The sequence below is a fragment of the Saccharopolyspora sp. CA-218241 genome, from assembly GCF_050954615.1.
GTDB lineage: Bacteria > Actinomycetota > Actinomycetes > Mycobacteriales > Pseudonocardiaceae > Saccharopolyspora > Saccharopolyspora cebuensis.
Genome location: NZ_CP191859.1, coordinates 1 through 14,709, shown reverse-complemented (window position 1 = coordinate 14,709; position 14,709 = coordinate 1). Strand labels below are relative to the sequence as shown.

Genomic DNA, 14,709 nt, shown 5'->3' with positions numbered 1-14,709 from the left:
GCGCCGCAGCTTGGCGAAGCGGCTCACCGGCAGGTTCAAGAGCGGGCGGCGACCGGACTCCCAGCCCTGCACGGTCGCGAGCGACACCTGCATCGCTTCGGAGAGCCCTTGCTGGGTGAGTCCCGCCTGGGCCCGGATGGCCGCGAGGACGGCCCCGGCGACCCGTCCGGCGACGGGGGACTGACTGCCGGTAAGTCCTGGGTCCGCTCGTGAGGGCATTGGTCGGTCAACCTCCCTTCAAACCCGTACTCGCGGTCAGTCCAAAACGCTCTGACCTGCACATACGGTTTCTGTTGTGCGAGAACGAGAGTCACTTCCGGTCGAGGCGACGGACCACTTCGGCGAGCTTGTCCTCAAGGGCTGCCACCCGGTCCTCAAGCGTCTCGGCGATGTCCTCCGGGGTGCCCTTGGCGATCGCCGAGAGCTTCCCGGCGGGCCATCCGAGGGCAACGGAGATGGCCGCGAGCGTCTTCGGGTTGCGTCGGCGGGGTTTCCAGTTGCCCGCGAGCTCCTGGACGGTCGAGAGCCCGACGTCCGCCTTGTCTGCGACGTCGCGCTGACGCAACCCGAGTTCCTCCATGCGCCGCGAGATCGCGGTCGCAACGGCTTTCCAGTCCTGATCGCGGTCCATGCGCTCTCCACTCGATATCGGGCTTGGTTCAGGAGTGTAGCCGGGTCGCGCCCCCGTGGTCCAGATGAGCGATCAGCTCCGTGGAGTTGACATCAGGTTCGAAGTAGGTCCAATATCAACGCTACCACGTTGGAAGTGAGGAGTTCAGGTGAGTGAGTTTCTGAGCGTCGGGCAGATGTCCGACCTGGCAGCCATCCGCTTCGAAGCGGACCCCGACTACTTCTCCCTGCGGGTGCGGCAGGCGCTCAGCGGGGGTCCGGCCGACGACGACGACGAGCCGGAGGCGCGGGTGCTCGGCGAGATCGGCGAGATCGGCGAGCAGCACGAGCTGGCGGACCACCCGGAGGTGGTCGAGGCCGAGGTCCGGGTGGTCGATGCGGAGTCGGCGGTGCTGGCCGCTGAGGACGCGGGCCACTCCGACGAGGTGGCGATGGCGCGGCTGGACCGGGCGCGGCGGGAGCGGGACGCGGTACTGGTGCGGTTGCAGCAGCGGCGGGCGGTGGCGCACACGGTGCGCGCGGAGTCCCGCGCGGCGCAGGTGGTGCCGATGCGGCGCCGGTTCGCGGTGATCGCCGGTGGTGAGGCGGCATGAGCGTGCACATCAACCTCTCGACGGCCCGCGTGACTGCGATCGGGGTACGGATCCCGCAGACGACGCAGACGGTGCGGGATGTGGCTTACACGCTCTCGATCCCCGCTCAGCCGGTGACCCACTCGGTGATGGTGCGTCCGCTGATCGAGCCCGACGAGGACACCAACTCGATCCGGGTTCGGCTCGACCGGTGGATGGCGTTCAACGACGAGCTCTGCATCCACCTGCCGCTGTACCTGGTCGACATGGCCACCGCGGTCCGCGCGGCGCTCGACTTCGAAGGCGATCCGGGCATCGGGTGGCGCAGCGGCCACGACGAGCTGGAGCGCTGGGCGATGACCTGGCTGAAGCAGGACGAGAGCCGGGTTGGGGGTGGTTGGTGATGGCGGCTGCCGTGCGAGTGGCGACGTTGCCGTTCCGGGCGTTGTACCGGCTGGTCAAGCTGCTGCTGTTGCCGGTGCTGGCGGGTGCGGTCGCGGTCTGGGTGGCCTGGCTCGGGGTGGATTGGATGCTCTGGCTCGCTGCGCTGGCCGGTGTGTGGGCCGCGGTGATGGTCCGGCTGTGGTGGGTGCAGGTGCTCGGTGAGCTGCGGTCGCTGGGCCGCGGCACCGTGCACGTCCGTGCTGGAGCGCGGGGTGGTCGCCGATGATCCGCAAGGGCCTGCTGTTCGCGGTGATGCTCGGGGCTCTGGCGTTGTCGTTCGCCGGGCAGAAGCACGCGGTCACCCCGCACCTGGGTGCGGAGCTGGCGGTGGTGTTCGCGTTGACCAACGACCTGGCGACGCTGCTCGCGCTGCACGAGGTCACCAGCGCCACCCAGACCAAGACCCGGCGGTGGGCGTGGGCGGTGCTGCTGCTGGCCGGCGGTACCGGGCTCGGACTCAACACCTGGGACGCGCTGCGAGCCGGAACGCTGCCCGCTCCGGCTGCGGTGGTCGTCGGTGCCGGTCCGGTGGTGCTGGCGTGGGTGCTCTCGCACCTGGTTGCGCTGGTACTCGCCGAACGCCGGGGAGCAGCCACCACCGAGGCGGGGAGCGCTCCCGCCGTCGCCGTCGCCCCCACTGCCCCGGCCACGCCTGAGCGGACTGCTGAGGCACCGATGCGAGCCGCTGCGGAACCCGCCCGGGAAGCGGCCGTGAGCGCCCCGGAAAGCGCTCCCGCCGCAGATCAGGAACCCGATCCCGACCGCACGCCGCTGCACGTGGTCGAAGCAGGGAGCGGGGAGCGGGAAGCGCTCACAGCCGCTTCCGAACCGGCCCCCGATCCGCTGCCGATCGACCTGATCGACCGGGCGGAGCGGCTGGAGCGCAAGCGCCTCACCGAGACCGGAGGGAAGCGCGGACTGGCCTACCGGGAAGCGCCCCGGCGGCTCGGGGTCCGCTACGAGACCGCCCGTGCCGCGCTGGACGCCGCCCGCGCCCGCATGGCCGCTGACACCCATCAGATCGCCGCCTGAAAGGAGCACCGATCGTGACCATCACCACGCAGGACGGACTCGAGCTGGCCGCCAAGTTGCTCGCCATCGCGGAGGGGCGCTCTCGCGCGGTTCAGAGGGAGTTCGTGCGGCAGGCCAGCGTCGCCGAAGACCTCGCCGCAGCAGCGGTGGACCCCGAAGCCCACCAGGAGTACCTCGGCAGGGCGTTCCGGGTGCTGTCGAAGCGCCCCAGCGGTGCCTACCCGATCAGCGGCGAGGAGTGCGAGATCGCCGGGATCTACATCCGGATGGCGCGGACCTCCGCCCGCGCCTCGCGTACCGCCTGAGGAAATCCGAAGTAGTCACACGGGAAGGGATTCGCACCATGAGCAACGAGATTCTGGGCCCGCCGGAGTTCGTTTCGTCGTCGTCGATCCGGGCTTACTGCGAGCGTGCGCGGGAGAAGTTCCGCCCCCTCTACTCGGAGCTGCACGTCTCGGCCGAGGAGCTGGAGGCGGCCCTGCGGTACGTGAAGTCGACCGACCCGAAGTTGGGCGGATTGGACTCGAGGGTGCGGGCGAAGTTGGTCTCCCGCCAGCTCAAGCAGGCGGCAGCGGCGGTCGAGGTGGCGTCGAAGTCGTCGGTGGCGACCTACATGGCGTTCCTGAAGCACTTCAACCCGGAGGTCGCTGCGGCGCGGAAGCGGGGCGCCGGTCGGCGGTTCGAGTTCGACGAGTGACCAGGCGCTGACGGTTCGGGGATCGGAAGGCCACCGGGAGAGGAGAGCGTGACATGGCTGGCAAGCGGAATCGGGACGGTGACCTTTCGGTCGCCGGGAGCGAGCAGGGGTTCGGCTACTACACCCCGCGCAAGCACTGGGCGTCGCGGCTGGCGCCGTTCGCGCCGGAGTGGGCGGGGTACCTGGCGACGTGGCCGGTGACCTGGGGCGCGCACGAGTGGCTGGCGACCGACCCGGCGACGGCGCCGTGGGCATCGGCGGGGTTGTCGCTGCTGGGGGTAGGGCTCACGGCGGTGACGTGGCAGTGCTCCCGGGCGCGGGCGGTGATGACGCGCCGGTTCGCCACCGCCACCAGCGGCATCACAGCCGCGTGGATGACCGCCGGCACGATCGCGGGCCCGGCGGCGAGCCCGCTGCTGGAGCTGTGGGCGGTCGGCGGCGCCGGAGTGGCGCTGAGCTGGAGCATCCACAAAGCCCTGCGGCGGGGCGGGGACTCCGAGTCCGGTGACCGGCTGTTCGAGCAGGTCAAGCTCGCGGGGGTGAAGCCGCTGGGCTCCACGGTGGAGCCGAACCGGGTCACCACCCGGTTGCAGCTCCCGCCGGGGGAGATGGAGGTGAGCGACGTGCAGAAGGCCACCGGGCGCATCGCCGCGTGGTTCGGGCTGGGCAAGGGCGCGGTGCGGGTCACCGAGAACCCGGACGACGTGTCGAAGGCGACGATGACGATCGTGCCGCAGGACGTGCTCAAGGCGCCCTCGGCGTGGCCGGGGCCGTCGGCGCCGGGCGGGTCGATCACGGAGCCGTTGGTGGTGGGGCTCTACGAGGACACCGAACCGCAGCGGCTCTACCTGCCCGGGGACAAGGCTTCGAGCCGCAACGCCACGCACTACGGCGTGATGGGCATGAACGGCTCCGGCAAGTCCCACGGCGCCAAGGGAACGTGGACGGAGGTCCTGACCCGCTACGACGCCGGGCTTGTCGTGCTCGACCCGTCGAAGGGCGACCAGACGGTCGGGTTCCTCGGTGACGCGCCGTACAAGGTCGTGACCGGTGAGCGGGAGTGCCGCAAGTCCATGAAGCGGCTGCCTGCGCTGGTCACCGACCGGGCCTCCCAGCTCGGCCGGTGGGGCTACGACCAGTGGGTGCCCGAGGCGTTCACCGAGCACGGGCTGCCCTACCTGGTGGTGTGGGTGGAGGAGGCGCCGCGGGTGCTGGAGGACGCCAAGACGGCGATCCGCCTGGCGCAGGAGGCCCGCTCGGCGGGGATCTCGCTGGTGTTCTCCTTGCAGAAGGCCAGCTTCCGCAACATGCCCACCGACGTGCGGTCCCAGCTCGGCGGGGTGTGGTGCTTCGGGGTCGGAGAGCTGGAGGACGCCGCGTTCCTGCTCTCCGAGGACACCATCGAATCCGGAGCGCGACCGGACCGGTGGCGCAACCGGCGCCCCGGCTGCAACTACCTCGAAGGCCCCGGCATCGAGGAGGACCGCTACACCACCCCGGGCCGGACCTTTGCCTACACCGACGACGAGCTGCGGACCGCCATCGACGAGCACGCCGACATCCGCCCGGACGTCCACGAGATCGACGCCAGGCACCTCGACCTGACTGCCCCGGCCACCGACGCGCCCACCATGGTCGCCGGCGCCGACGGCATCGAGCCCACCGCCGACTTCGAGTCCCTGGAAGACATCGACCCCGAAGACGCCCTCGACTTCGACGACAAACTCGTCGAGCTCCCCGAACCGCTCGACCCGGAACTGGAGATCGACGACGAGCAAGAGCTTCCTCAGGACACCGTGGCCCTGACCTTCTCCGAGAGCAGGCCCACCCGCAGGGAGGCCCTGGCCCTGCTGCGCCGCCGCATCGACGAGCTCGCCGCCGCGGGCACCACCCAGTTCACCGTCCGGGACTTCGGCGACCCGGAGACCACCTACGGCCGGGGCCGCTCCTGGGTCTCCGGCGAGCTCGACAAGCTCGCCGACCAGGGCGTGCTGATCCGGGCCGGACAGGACGACCGCGCCACCATCTACCGCGTGGCCGCCTCCCACACGGACACCCCCGGTCGATACGCAGCGTGACACGTGCGGTGCGCCTGACGTCAGACGCCAGACGTAGCCCACACCCCGCCCCAACGCGCACGCACGCGCGTGCGCGCGCGAAACCGGCTAGTTGATCTTCCTGCCGCATTCCTGACGCGACCCGACACGCCCGTCTGACGATACGGAGAGTAGTCAAAATGAGGAACGGAGCGACCGTGTACATCCCCAGAAGCTCACCGGCGACCACGACCCGATCCCGGAGCGCATCGCCACCGCCAAGGCCAGCGTCCAGACCGACCTCCAGCGGGCCGATGGCAAGGCCACCAGCCTGCTGGCGTTCTTCGGCGCCGCCTTGGCCGGGATCATCGCCCTGACCCGCACCAACGTGTCCGTGCCCGGCCTGGTGCTGCTCTACCTCGCCGCCATCCCCGCCACCGCCGCGGTCGTGCTGCTGCTGTGGACCATCCGCCCCTACCTCGGCTCTGCGCACACCGGATTCCTGCGCTGGGCGCTGTTCACCGGCGACGCCGCAGCGCTCGTCGAGGACTTCGACCGCCGCCTGGCCAAGGACACCCAGCACGAAGCCGAACACCTCGCCGTGCTCTCCGCGCTGGCGGTGGCCAAGTACCGCCGCATCGCCGGGGCCGTCGCCCTGCTGCTCACCGCCCTGCCCATCGCCGCCTTGGCCCTCATCGCCGCCTGACCGCCCCCACAGGAGGAAGGACACGCTCATGGACCAGCACGACAGCGCCACGACGCTCAAGTGCCCGGCGCCGCACACGAGACCCGCTGCCACGGCCAGCAACGGCTCCGATCCCGTGGTGACGGTGGTAGAGCACGCGATCCCGGGACTGGGCATCTCTCCACAGCTCCGCAAAGACCTGGCCGACGGGGCTTGGCGATTCACCGGTGGGTGGAATCTGGTGCACACCGGCTCCGGCCGGTGCGTCCTCCCGCTGTTCACGCCGGTGAACCTCGGGCCGCTGCGCGAAGCCGCGGCGCTGCTCGCGCATTTCGACTGGACCCTGCCCGCTGAGGTCCTCCGGGCCACGCCGGGTCTTCAGGAGGAGGCGTACGCGCTGGGCACCCGTGTTACCGCTGCCGCCGCCTACGGGTGTCCGCTGAACACCACGGAGACGAGCTGGATGGTCCAGCCACCGTCCTGGCACGTCACGCTGACCGACCTCACCGGAGAGCCCGTCGGCGGCGTGTTCTGCTCGAACTACGGCGACGCCGAAGCGACGGCGGTGGAGCTCGGCAGCTACGAGGGCCTGGGCGGCGCCTTCGCCGACATCACCATCTCCCGAGAAAACGACCACGAGTGGCGGCTGCGGTGCTGCCGCTACGACTGCGGCGTGGTCCTGGAAAGCGACGAGGGCGTCGCGCAGGTGTCTACCGCCGACCGTGACCAGCTCGTCGTCTACGCCGCCGACTTGGGCTGGCGGCAGCTCGACGACCGCCGCCTGCTCTGTCCCGCCTGCTCCACCGCGTACCAGTCGCTGCACACCTGAGCCCTCCGAAGCCACTGAGGAAAAGGACTCACCGATGAAGCAGCAGAAGAGCCTCATCGCCAGCAGCGAGTGGCTGTCAGCCGCAGCCCACGAGGCCGGGCACGCAGTGGTGGCCAGCCTCCGCGGGTTCCCCGTCCGGTCCCTGCGGCTCTGGAGCGAGAACGGCGGGGTCGCCGGGATGGCCAGCATCGACATCAACGAGCGCACCACCGACCCCGAGGAGATCAACGGCTACCTGCTGGTCTCCGTGGCCGGACACGAAGCTCAAGCCCGGTGGGCCACCGAGCGCGAGGGCCACCGCAACCTCTTCGGCTTCCGCGACCACGGCTCCGCCCTGGACCTGACCCGTGCCGGGTGCCGCCACGACCTCGACCTGTTCCACCAGATGCGGCGCCGCCACCCCGCCGCGCTCACCGAAGCCGCCGCCCGCACCCACGCCCGCATCCTGCTCCGCCGGCACTGGCCCCGACTCCAGCGCCTGGCCACGCGTCTGGCCCGCGCCAAGCACCTCACCTACTGACGAACAGGAGCCACGCGATGAACGGACTGCCCGAGGTCACCGTCGCCGGGACCGCGACCGCCGACCCGGAGATCAAGTACCTGGAAACCGGGGATGCGGTGGTGAACCTGACGCTGGCGTCGAACTCACGCCGCTACGACCGCGACCGCGGCGAGTGGGTCGACGGCGCCACCACGTTCCTGCGAGCCAGCGCCTGGCGGCACCTGGCCGAGCACATCGCCGAGAGCATCAGCCGCGGCGACCGGGTGCTGGCCACCGGGCTGCTGCGGCAGCGCTCGTGGGAGACCGAACAGGGCGACAAGCGCAGCGTCCTGGAGCTGGCCATCACCGAAATCGGCCCGTCGCTGCGCTTCGCCACCGCCAAGCCGGTCAAGGCCAAGCGCACCGCCCCGGCCACCACCGGCGACGAACCGCCCTTCTGACCTGACCTGAAGCGGCGCCCCGCCCACACGCCCTGACAAGCAACTGGGCGGGGCCCCTACCCCCTCACCGGAGGTGAGACCCATGATCGCAAACCTCGCTCTGGCGGCAACCACCGCTGGAGGGACCGCCGCAGCTCTCTACGCCCGCACGCTGCACCGGCGCCTGCACACCGACCCGCTGACCGGCCTGGGCAACCGCGCCGCGCTGCACCGCGCCTTCGCTCGCGCCCAGCGCCGCGCCGGGCGCGGGGACTGGTCGGGCTGCTGCTGTGCGACGTCGACCGGTTCAAGCTGATCAACGACCGCCACGGTCACCGCACCGGCGACCTGGCCCTGCGCGCCGTCGCCGCCGACCTCGCCGGCTGCTGTCGCGACGCTGAGGTGCCGATCCGGTTGCAGGGCGACGAGTTTGCCGTGCTGCTCCCGCACCTGCCCGAGGTCCGCGACGCCGAAGCCCGCGCACGGGAGTTCCGCACCGCGCTGGCCCGCACCCACACCTGCGACGGGCTGCTGCTGGAGACCTCGGTGTCGGTCGGCGCCGCCGTCGACACCGCCACGGCCACCACCCTGTCCGCCCTGCTCGGGTGGGCCGACGGCCGAATGTACGGCGACAAGCGCGCCCGCCACCTCACTGCCCTGCCCATCACCCCGGCCGCGACCCGGCTGCGGGACCTGCCGAGGGAGGCCGCCTGATGACCGAGCCCACTACGACCATCACCATCCCCACCCGGGTTCTCGATGCTCTGGAGCGGGCGCAGCTCGCACAGAGCGTGGCGGTGTCGCAGCTCAGCATCGACCCGGCGCGGTCTTCCGGGATCGCCGAGTGGCAGGCCCTCCACGACGCCCAGTGCGCTCTGTGGGACGCCTACCGCTCGCTCGTCCGGTCGGTGGAAACCGGCCCCCTCATCAGGGCTGCCATCGACGCGGAGCTGTACGTCGCGGACCGCATCAGCCGCCACGCGGAGCTGCTGGAGATCCTGCGGGGTGTGCAGTGAGTACCGCGGTCGAGCAGCTCCGGGCGTGGGCGCTGTGCCTGGCCAAGCAGGGGTGGCGGGTGTTCCCACTGCGGCCGGGCACCAAGCGGCCCGCCCTGCACGGGCACCACGGTTGCCCCGGCACGGGTGTGTGCCGCGGTGGGCACCAGGGGTGGGAGCAGCGAGCGACCAGCGACTCAGGCCGGATCACCCGCTGCTGGGCGCAGGCGCCGTTCAACATCGGGCTGGCCTGCGGGCCATCGGGCCTGGTGGTGCTGGACTGCGACCAGCCCAAGCCGGACACGAAGATGCCGGACGGCTGGAACACGCTGGGGATCACCACCGGTGAGGAAGTCCTGACCGTGCTGGCCCGACGGGCCGGAGAGCCGTTGCCGGAGACCTACACCGTCACCACCCCCAGCGGCGGCATTCACCGGTACTTCCGCGCCCCGGGGCGGGTGCGGACGACGGCGGGGGAACTGGGGCCGCTGGTGGACACCCGCGCCGCCGGCGGCTACGTCGTCGCACCGGGATCGGTGGTTCCGGGTGGCGGTTACGAGCTCTACGACGACGCTGAACCCGCCGATCTGCCGGGGTGGTTGGTCCGGGGCCTGGCTCCCAGGCCGTCTCCGTCGATCTCAGCGCCCCATGAGATCGCCGCAGGGCGCCACTCCGCCTACGTGCGGGCCGCGCTCCGGAACGAGGCCGAGCGACTGGCTGCGGCGAAACCAGGGCAGCAGAACCGCAGCCTCTACATCGCTGCCCTCGCGCTGGGGCGGCTCGTGGCCGGGGGAGCGGTCGAGGAGACCACCGTGCGGAACCTGCTGCACACAACCATGTCCCGGCTGCCGCTGTCCCGCCCGCACGACCCGTGGACCGCCCCGGCGATCGACGCCACGATCGACTCCGCCTTCCGCGCCGCCGCCGGACGCCCGCGCCGCCTGGACGACCGGGGTGAGGCCGCATGACCGGGAATCGGCTGCACCGCGGCGACTGGATCACCTTCCACCGCACAGCTGCTTACGGCCCGACCTGCCACGCCAGCTGCATCCCGAAACGCGGTGGGCACGGCGGCTACGCCGGAGTCAGCCAGATCGCTGGACTCGCACCCCGCCTCTTCTACGGACGAGCGGTGTACAGGGTTCGCTACTGGCATCCCTGCCGCGGTGGCGACCTCGAATTCCTGAAGACCGAGGTCAGCGCGGATCGGGTAGTCGCCCGCGTCAACCAGCCGCCCGGCTTCCAACAGCTCGTTCGTTCAACCACCATCCCACCTGTCCGGGAGGCAGCGTGAATGCGCGACCGGTCCTGCTGGACCTGTACTGCTGCGCCGGAGGCGCTGCTCGCGGCTACGCCGACGCCGGGTTCGACGTCGTCGGCGTCGACATCGTCGACCAGCCGAACTATCCCTTCGAGTTCCATCAGGCCGATGCGATCGAGTTCGTTACCGCCCACGGCGGTGGATTCGACGCGGTTCACGCGTCCCCGCCGTGTCAGCGGTACTCGCTGGCCCAGCGGATCCGAAGTCGGGAGCACCCGGACCTGGTGGGCGCTACCCGCCAGGCGCTGGTGACCACTGGTCGTCCTTGGGTGATTGAAAACGTGGAAGGTGCCCCGCTGGAGAACCCAGTCCTGCTGTGCGGAGCGATGTTTCCCGGGCTGCGCGTGTACCGGCACCGGTTGTTCGAGACCACCTTCCCGCTGCCGGTGCCACCGCACCCTCAGCACATGGCGCGGCTTACGAAGATGGGACGCCCGCCCGCAGCCGGGGAGTTCATGCACGTCGTCGGCAACTTCAGTGGAGTACAGCAGGCTCGGGAAGCTATGGGCATCGACTGGATGACCCGGGACGGACTTCGAGAAGCGATTCCACCGGCCTACACCCATCACATCGGCGGCGCGCTCTTGCGCGCGCTCACGCCCCGGCTCGGGCTCGTGGCGTGAGCCGACCACTACCCCAGGGGCCCGGGATCGGGCGCATCCAGCGCCCGATCCACCCCGCCGACGACAGGAAGGAGGAGTCCATGACCGCGCACCACCTTGCCGCTGTCCCCGAACCCGACGAGCAGCCGGGCAGCGACTCGTTGGTCTGGGAGGCACCCGCCCCCTGGTGGGCAACCGGGAGTTGCCGCCGTTCCCGGTCGAAGCGCTGCCCGAGTGGTTGGCCGAGCAGGTCGCCGCAGTGGCGGAGGCGACCCAGACCCCGCCCGACCTGGCCGGGTGCGTGGCGTTGGCGGCGCTGTCGACCGCAGTCGGTGGGCGGGCGGTGGCACGGGTGCGGCAGGGCTGGGACGAGCCGGTCAACATCTACACCGTGGTCGCGCTGCCCCGGCCAGCCGCAAGACCGCCGTCTTCCGGCTGATGACCGCCCCGCTGCTGCGCGCCGAGCGGCACCTCGCCGACCGCGCCGCCCCGGCGATCGAGCAGGCCCGCCTGGAGCACATGAGCGCCGAGTCCGCCCGGGAGAAGGCCCAGAAGGTCGCCTTCTCCGCCGAGGGAGCCGACCGGGAGTCGGCCCTGGCCGACGCGCTCGACGCCGCGCTGGAAGCCCGCGACGCAGCAGTTCCGGCCGAGCCGCGCCTGATCGTCGACGACATCACCCCGAGGAAGTCGCCTCGCTGCTGACCGCCCAAGGCGGGCGGATCGCGGTCCTGTCCGCCGAGGGCGGCATCTTCGACATCCTCGCCGGCCGCTACAGCGGCTCACCGAACCTCAACGTGTTCCTCAAGGGCCACGGCGGGGATCTGCTGCTGGTCGACCGCAAGGGCCGCCCTCCGGAGCGCGTCGACAACCCCGCGCTGACCCTCGGGGTCACCGTGCAGCCCGCGATCATCGACGAGCTCGGCCAGACCGCCCTGTTCCGCGGAACCGGCCTGCTGGCCCGGTTCCTGTTCTCCCTGCCGCGCAACACCATCGGCTCCCGCTTGGCCGACCCGCCCCGGTGCCCGAACCGGTCGCCGCCGCCTACGACGAGCGCCTGCGGGAGCTGGTGCTCGGGCTGTGCGAGTGGACCGACCCCGCGGTGTTCGCCTTCACCCCAGAGGCCAACCAGGTGCTCATCGACCTGCACGACGAGATCGAGCCCAAGCTGCACCCGCAGCGCGGCGAGTGGGCCCACATCGGCGACTGGGCGGGCAAGCAGGTCGGCCAGACCGCCCGCCTGGCCGCGCTCCTGCACGCCGCCACCCACCACGCCGACCCGTGGGAGCACCCGGTCACCGCCGGCACCGCCACCGCGGCCCGCGCGCTGTCCGCCTACTACGCCCAGCACGCCCTCGCCGTGTTCGAGCGCATGGGCGCCGACCCGGCCGTCGAAGCTGCCCGAGCGATCCTGCACTGGATCACCAGCCGCGGGGAGGCCAGCTTCACCAAGCGGGACCTCCAGCGCACCATGCAGAGCCGCTTTCCCACCGCCACCTCCCTCAACGCGCCGCTGGCGCTGCTGGAGGAGCACGGTCACGTCGCCCGCGTCGAGCCACCGCACACCGGCCGGGGCAGGCCGAAAAGCCCGACCTACTGGACCCACCCACAGCACCGCCGCCCCTGACAGAACCGACAGAAATGACAGAACCCCGGTACCGCGACGTCACCGCAGGTCAGGCCGTTCTCATCGGCTGCACGAGCGGCCTGACAGAAATCAGCGGAAAACATGACACAAACCCACCCGGCCGTCCCGCACTGCCGTCACCGATGGGCCCGGCCATTTCTGTCATCTTTTTCGCTGATTTCTGTCAGCGCCGCCACGGCGCCTGACACAAGGCTTATACCAGCGCAAACAGGTCCCGCTTCGGGTTTCTGTCGTTTCTGTCATTTCTGTCAGCCACACCGCACCCGCTTACCTACCAGGAGCCCTTCATGCCCGAACGGCGCTACCGCACCGACCTCGACTGCTACGACCCCCACGCCGAACACCACCCCGTCCCCACCTACCCGTGGAAGGGCGCCCCCGAGCACTTGTTCACCCGCCGCCAGCTCCGCGACGCCGGACTCTGCCCCGGCGGACAGCCCGCAGTCGCCCAGTGCCTGCGCCCCCGCAAGCGCCGTCCTACCGAACCCCTCCGCGCCTGGCTCTACGACGGCCACCGCGCTCGCGAGAAGCGGACCCCCACGCCTGCCCAGCTCCGCGCCGTCGACGCCATGAACCGCGCCCACCGCATCTGCGACACGTGCCGACGCGACGTCGGCTATCGCATCCCCGCCACCGCCCCGCTGCACGGCGAATGCCTCGACTGCCACGAGATCCGCAACCAGCTCCGCGCCGCCTGAACAGGAGGACCCATGCCTACGCGACGTAGCGGCACCTGGATGACCGTCACCGAGTTCTGCGCGGAGATGGCCATCTCCCGCAGCACCTTCGACGACTGGCGCGCCAAGGGCCGCAGCCCGAAGTGCATCCGGCTGCCCAACGGCTCCCTGCGCATCAAGCGCGCTGACTTCGAGAACTGGCTTACCGACCTGGAGGACAAGGCCGCATGAGGAAGACGAGCACGGACGTTCGGGTCTGGGCGGTTCGGCCGAGAAAGAACAAGTCCGGGAAGGCGACGAGCTACGGCGTGGAATGGCGGGTCGGCCCGGAGCGGCATTACGAGTCGCGGAAGACCCGCGCGCACGCCGAGAGCTTCCGCTCGGAGCTCGTCAGCGCGGCCAGCAGGGGCGAGGCGTTCCTCATCGACGAGCCCGGACTTCCGGTCTCGATGGCGGCGGAGACCGAACGGATGAGCTGGCTCGACTTCGCCCAGCGCTACATCGACCTGAAGTGGCCGCGCGCTGCCGCGAAGTCACGCGCCGGCAACGCGGACACGCTCGCCACCGTGACCCCGCTGCTGCTCGCCAGCGACCGGGGCAGGCCAGACCCGAAGGTGTTGCGGAAAGCCCTCACCGGGTGGGCGTTCAACACGAAGCGGCGCGATGCGGACAAGCCGCCCGAGGTCGCGCAGGCACTTCGGTGGGTCGCCGCGAACACCGTCCAGGTGTCCCGGCTTGAAGACCCGGAGCTGCTGCGCCGCGTGCTCGAACAGCTCGCTTCGAAGATGGACGGGAAGCCTGCCAGCGCCAAGACGTTCGGCCGGAAGCGGTCGGTGTTCCACAACGCGCTGGAGTACGCCGTGGAGCTCCGCGTGCTCGACCGCAACCTGCTGCCCCAAGTGAAGTGGACACCACCGAAGGAAGTGAAGGCGATCGACAAGCGTGTGGTAATCAACCCTGGTCAAGCTCGCCGCTTGCTCGCCGCAGTGGGCGACCAGTTCGTCGAAGGCGAGCCGCGGCGCTCCTCTGGGCCCGGCCTCGTCGCCTACTTCGCGGCGATGTACTACGCAGGTCTACGGCCGGAGGAGGCCGCGATGCTGCGCAAAGCCGATCTCCAGCTCCCGGAGGAGGGCTGGGGCGAGCTGCTGCTCTCCGGCACGGCCCCTACCGCTGGAGCAGCCTGGACCGACTCGGGCCAGCGCCGGGACCGTCGCCACCTCAAGCAGCGCGGCGCGGGTGAGGTGCGCCCCGTACCGTGCCCACCGCCGCTGACCGGACTGCTGCACGCGCACCTCGCCCGCTTCTCGACGGCCCCGGACGGTCGGCTGTTCCGGAGCCTCACCGGCGGAGACCTGGCGGAGTCGACAACCGCGAGGGTGTGGGACAAGGCGAGGAAGGCGGCGCTTACGGCTGAGGAGTACGCCTCGCCCCTGGCCAAGCGGCCGTACGACCTGCGGCACGCCTGCGTGTCGACCTGGCTGGGTGGTGGTGTGCAGTCCACCCAGGTCGCGGAGTGGGCCGGGCACTCGGTTGCCGTCCTGCACCAGATCTACGCCAAGGTGCTCGTCGGCCAAGAGGCGAGCGCGCGGCAGCGGATCGAGGCAGCTCTCAACCAAGACGGCT

General features: G+C 70.9%; 21 protein-coding genes and 1 pseudogene. 20 read left to right on the top strand and 2 right to left on the bottom strand.

All coding sequences use genetic code 11. From position 1 onward, the window contains the following. On the bottom strand, nucleotides 1-219 hold a 219-nt coding region (locus tag ACQP0T_RS00110; protein ID WP_433868462.1), incomplete at its 3' end, for a helix-turn-helix domain-containing protein. Between the two features lie 91 nt (nucleotides 220-310). Then, nucleotides 311-631, bottom strand: a complete 321-nt coding sequence (locus ACQP0T_RS00105) for a helix-turn-helix domain-containing protein (protein ID WP_433868461.1) — start codon at nucleotides 629-631, stop codon at nucleotides 311-313. A 148-nt stretch (nucleotides 632-779) separates the two neighbouring features. Here ACQP0T_RS00105 and ACQP0T_RS00100 point away from each other — a divergent pair, with 148 nt between their 5' ends. From ACQP0T_RS00100 to ACQP0T_RS00005, 20 genes and pseudogenes are all read left to right on the top strand, one after another. Beyond that, a complete protein-coding gene (locus ACQP0T_RS00100) occupies nucleotides 780-1,223 on the top strand; it encodes a hypothetical protein (RefSeq protein ID WP_433868460.1) in 444 nt (147 codons plus the stop codon). After that, complete coding sequence (locus tag ACQP0T_RS00095; RefSeq protein ID WP_433868459.1) at nucleotides 1,220-1,606, top strand: hypothetical protein; 387 nt, start codon at nucleotides 1,220-1,222, stop codon at nucleotides 1,604-1,606. The genes ACQP0T_RS00100 and ACQP0T_RS00095 overlap by 4 nt, the downstream gene beginning before the upstream one ends. Continuing rightward, complete coding sequence (locus ACQP0T_RS00090) at nucleotides 1,606-1,872, top strand: hypothetical protein (RefSeq protein WP_433868458.1); 267 nt, start codon at nucleotides 1,606-1,608, stop codon at nucleotides 1,870-1,872. Before ACQP0T_RS00095 ends, ACQP0T_RS00090 begins: the two co-directional genes overlap by 1 nt. Further along, a complete protein-coding gene (locus ACQP0T_RS00085) occupies nucleotides 1,869-2,678 on the top strand; it encodes a hypothetical protein (protein ID WP_433868457.1) in 810 nt (269 codons plus the stop codon). The genes ACQP0T_RS00090 and ACQP0T_RS00085 overlap by 4 nt, the downstream gene beginning before the upstream one ends. Before the next feature lie 14 nt (nucleotides 2,679-2,692). Then, complete coding sequence (locus ACQP0T_RS00080; protein ID WP_433868456.1) at nucleotides 2,693-2,983, top strand: hypothetical protein; 291 nt, start codon at nucleotides 2,693-2,695, stop codon at nucleotides 2,981-2,983. Between the two features lie 38 nt (nucleotides 2,984-3,021). Then, nucleotides 3,022-3,375 carry a hypothetical protein gene (locus tag ACQP0T_RS00075; RefSeq protein ID WP_433868455.1) on the top strand — a complete coding sequence of 118 codons (354 nt, stop codon included), beginning with the start codon at nucleotides 3,022-3,024 and terminating at the stop codon, nucleotides 3,373-3,375. 53 nt (nucleotides 3,376-3,428) lie between these two features. Next, a complete protein-coding gene (locus tag ACQP0T_RS00070) occupies nucleotides 3,429-5,453 on the top strand; it encodes a hypothetical protein (protein WP_433868454.1) in 2,025 nt (674 codons plus the stop codon). A gap of 313 nt (nucleotides 5,454-5,766) precedes the next feature. Further along, complete coding sequence (locus ACQP0T_RS00065) at nucleotides 5,767-6,117, top strand: Pycsar system effector family protein (protein ID WP_433868453.1); 351 nt, start codon at nucleotides 5,767-5,769, stop codon at nucleotides 6,115-6,117. Nucleotides 6,118-6,145: 28 nt separating this feature from the next. Further along, complete coding sequence (locus tag ACQP0T_RS00060) at nucleotides 6,146-6,925, top strand: hypothetical protein (RefSeq protein ID WP_433868452.1); 780 nt, start codon at nucleotides 6,146-6,148, stop codon at nucleotides 6,923-6,925. Nucleotides 6,926-6,959: 34 nt separating this feature from the next. Then, nucleotides 6,960-7,445: a M50 family metallopeptidase gene (locus tag ACQP0T_RS00055; RefSeq protein WP_433868451.1), complete on the top strand. Its 486-nt coding sequence runs from the start codon at nucleotides 6,960-6,962 to the stop codon at nucleotides 7,443-7,445. Nucleotides 7,446-7,462: 17 nt separating this feature from the next. Next, on the top strand, nucleotides 7,463-7,867 hold the full coding sequence (gene ssb, locus ACQP0T_RS00050; RefSeq protein WP_433868450.1) for a single-stranded DNA-binding protein: 405 nt from the start codon (nucleotides 7,463-7,465) through the stop codon (nucleotides 7,865-7,867). Nucleotides 7,868-7,949: 82 nt separating this feature from the next. Continuing rightward, the gene (locus tag ACQP0T_RS00045; RefSeq protein ID WP_433868449.1) at nucleotides 7,950-8,162 is read left to right on the top strand and encodes a hypothetical protein; all 213 of its coding nucleotides are present in this window, start codon (nucleotides 7,950-7,952) and stop codon (nucleotides 8,160-8,162) included. After that, the gene (locus tag ACQP0T_RS00040; protein ID WP_433868463.1) at nucleotides 8,120-8,560 is read left to right on the top strand and encodes a diguanylate cyclase domain-containing protein; all 441 of its coding nucleotides are present in this window, start codon (nucleotides 8,120-8,122) and stop codon (nucleotides 8,558-8,560) included. The genes ACQP0T_RS00045 and ACQP0T_RS00040 overlap by 43 nt, the downstream gene beginning before the upstream one ends. Continuing rightward, on the top strand, nucleotides 8,560-8,862 hold the full coding sequence (locus ACQP0T_RS00035; RefSeq protein ID WP_433868448.1) for a hypothetical protein: 303 nt from the start codon (nucleotides 8,560-8,562) through the stop codon (nucleotides 8,860-8,862). The genes ACQP0T_RS00040 and ACQP0T_RS00035 overlap by 1 nt, the downstream gene beginning before the upstream one ends. After that, nucleotides 8,859-9,809, top strand: coding sequence for a bifunctional DNA primase/polymerase (locus ACQP0T_RS00030; RefSeq protein WP_433868447.1), 951 nt, complete (start codon nucleotides 8,859-8,861; stop codon nucleotides 9,807-9,809). The genes ACQP0T_RS00035 and ACQP0T_RS00030 overlap by 4 nt, the downstream gene beginning before the upstream one ends. A 322-nt stretch (nucleotides 9,810-10,131) precedes the next feature. Beyond that, entirely contained in the window at nucleotides 10,132-10,785 is a 654-nt protein-coding gene (locus ACQP0T_RS00025; RefSeq protein WP_433868446.1) for a DNA methylase, read from the top strand. 166 nt (nucleotides 10,786-10,951) lie between these two features. Further along, nucleotides 10,952-12,388, top strand: a pseudogene (locus ACQP0T_RS00020) (YfjI family protein). Nucleotides 12,389-12,696: 308 nt separating this feature from the next. Beyond that, nucleotides 12,697-13,107 carry an RRQRL motif-containing zinc-binding protein gene (locus tag ACQP0T_RS00015; RefSeq protein ID WP_433868445.1) on the top strand — a complete coding sequence of 137 codons (411 nt, stop codon included), beginning with the start codon at nucleotides 12,697-12,699 and terminating at the stop codon, nucleotides 13,105-13,107. A gap of 12 nt (nucleotides 13,108-13,119) precedes the next feature. Beyond that, nucleotides 13,120-13,317, top strand: coding sequence for a helix-turn-helix transcriptional regulator (locus ACQP0T_RS00010; RefSeq protein WP_433868444.1), 198 nt, complete (start codon nucleotides 13,120-13,122; stop codon nucleotides 13,315-13,317). Then, on the top strand, nucleotides 13,314-14,709 hold a 1,396-nt coding region (locus ACQP0T_RS00005), incomplete at its 3' end, for a tyrosine-type recombinase/integrase (RefSeq protein ID WP_433868443.1). The genes ACQP0T_RS00010 and ACQP0T_RS00005, both read left to right, overlap by 4 nt.

Coding starts and splice junctions, on each gene's coding strand:
- ACQP0T_RS00045 (WP_433868449.1), top strand. CDS start 7,950: ATGATCGCAAACCTCGCTCTGGCGGCAACCACCGCTGGAGGGACCGCC.
- ACQP0T_RS00015 (WP_433868445.1), top strand. CDS start 12,697: ATGCCCGAACGGCGCTACCGCACCGACCTCGACTGCTACGACCCCCAC.
- ACQP0T_RS00105 (WP_433868461.1), bottom strand. CDS start 631: ATGGACCGCGATCAGGACTGGAAAGCCGTTGCGACCGCGATCTCGCGG.
- ACQP0T_RS00010 (WP_433868444.1), top strand. CDS start 13,120: ATGCCTACGCGACGTAGCGGCACCTGGATGACCGTCACCGAGTTCTGC.
- ACQP0T_RS00060 (WP_433868452.1), top strand. CDS start 6,146: ATGGACCAGCACGACAGCGCCACGACGCTCAAGTGCCCGGCGCCGCAC.
- ACQP0T_RS00085 (WP_433868457.1), top strand. CDS start 1,869: ATGATCCGCAAGGGCCTGCTGTTCGCGGTGATGCTCGGGGCTCTGGCG.
- ACQP0T_RS00070 (WP_433868454.1), top strand. CDS start 3,429: ATGGCTGGCAAGCGGAATCGGGACGGTGACCTTTCGGTCGCCGGGAGC.
- ssb (WP_433868450.1), top strand. CDS start 7,463: ATGAACGGACTGCCCGAGGTCACCGTCGCCGGGACCGCGACCGCCGAC.
- ACQP0T_RS00090 (WP_433868458.1), top strand. CDS start 1,606: ATGGCGGCTGCCGTGCGAGTGGCGACGTTGCCGTTCCGGGCGTTGTAC.
- ACQP0T_RS00055 (WP_433868451.1), top strand. CDS start 6,960: ATGAAGCAGCAGAAGAGCCTCATCGCCAGCAGCGAGTGGCTGTCAGCC.
- ACQP0T_RS00095 (WP_433868459.1), top strand. CDS start 1,220: ATGAGCGTGCACATCAACCTCTCGACGGCCCGCGTGACTGCGATCGGG.
- ACQP0T_RS00075 (WP_433868455.1), top strand. CDS start 3,022: ATGAGCAACGAGATTCTGGGCCCGCCGGAGTTCGTTTCGTCGTCGTCG.
- ACQP0T_RS00035 (WP_433868448.1), top strand. CDS start 8,560: ATGACCGAGCCCACTACGACCATCACCATCCCCACCCGGGTTCTCGAT.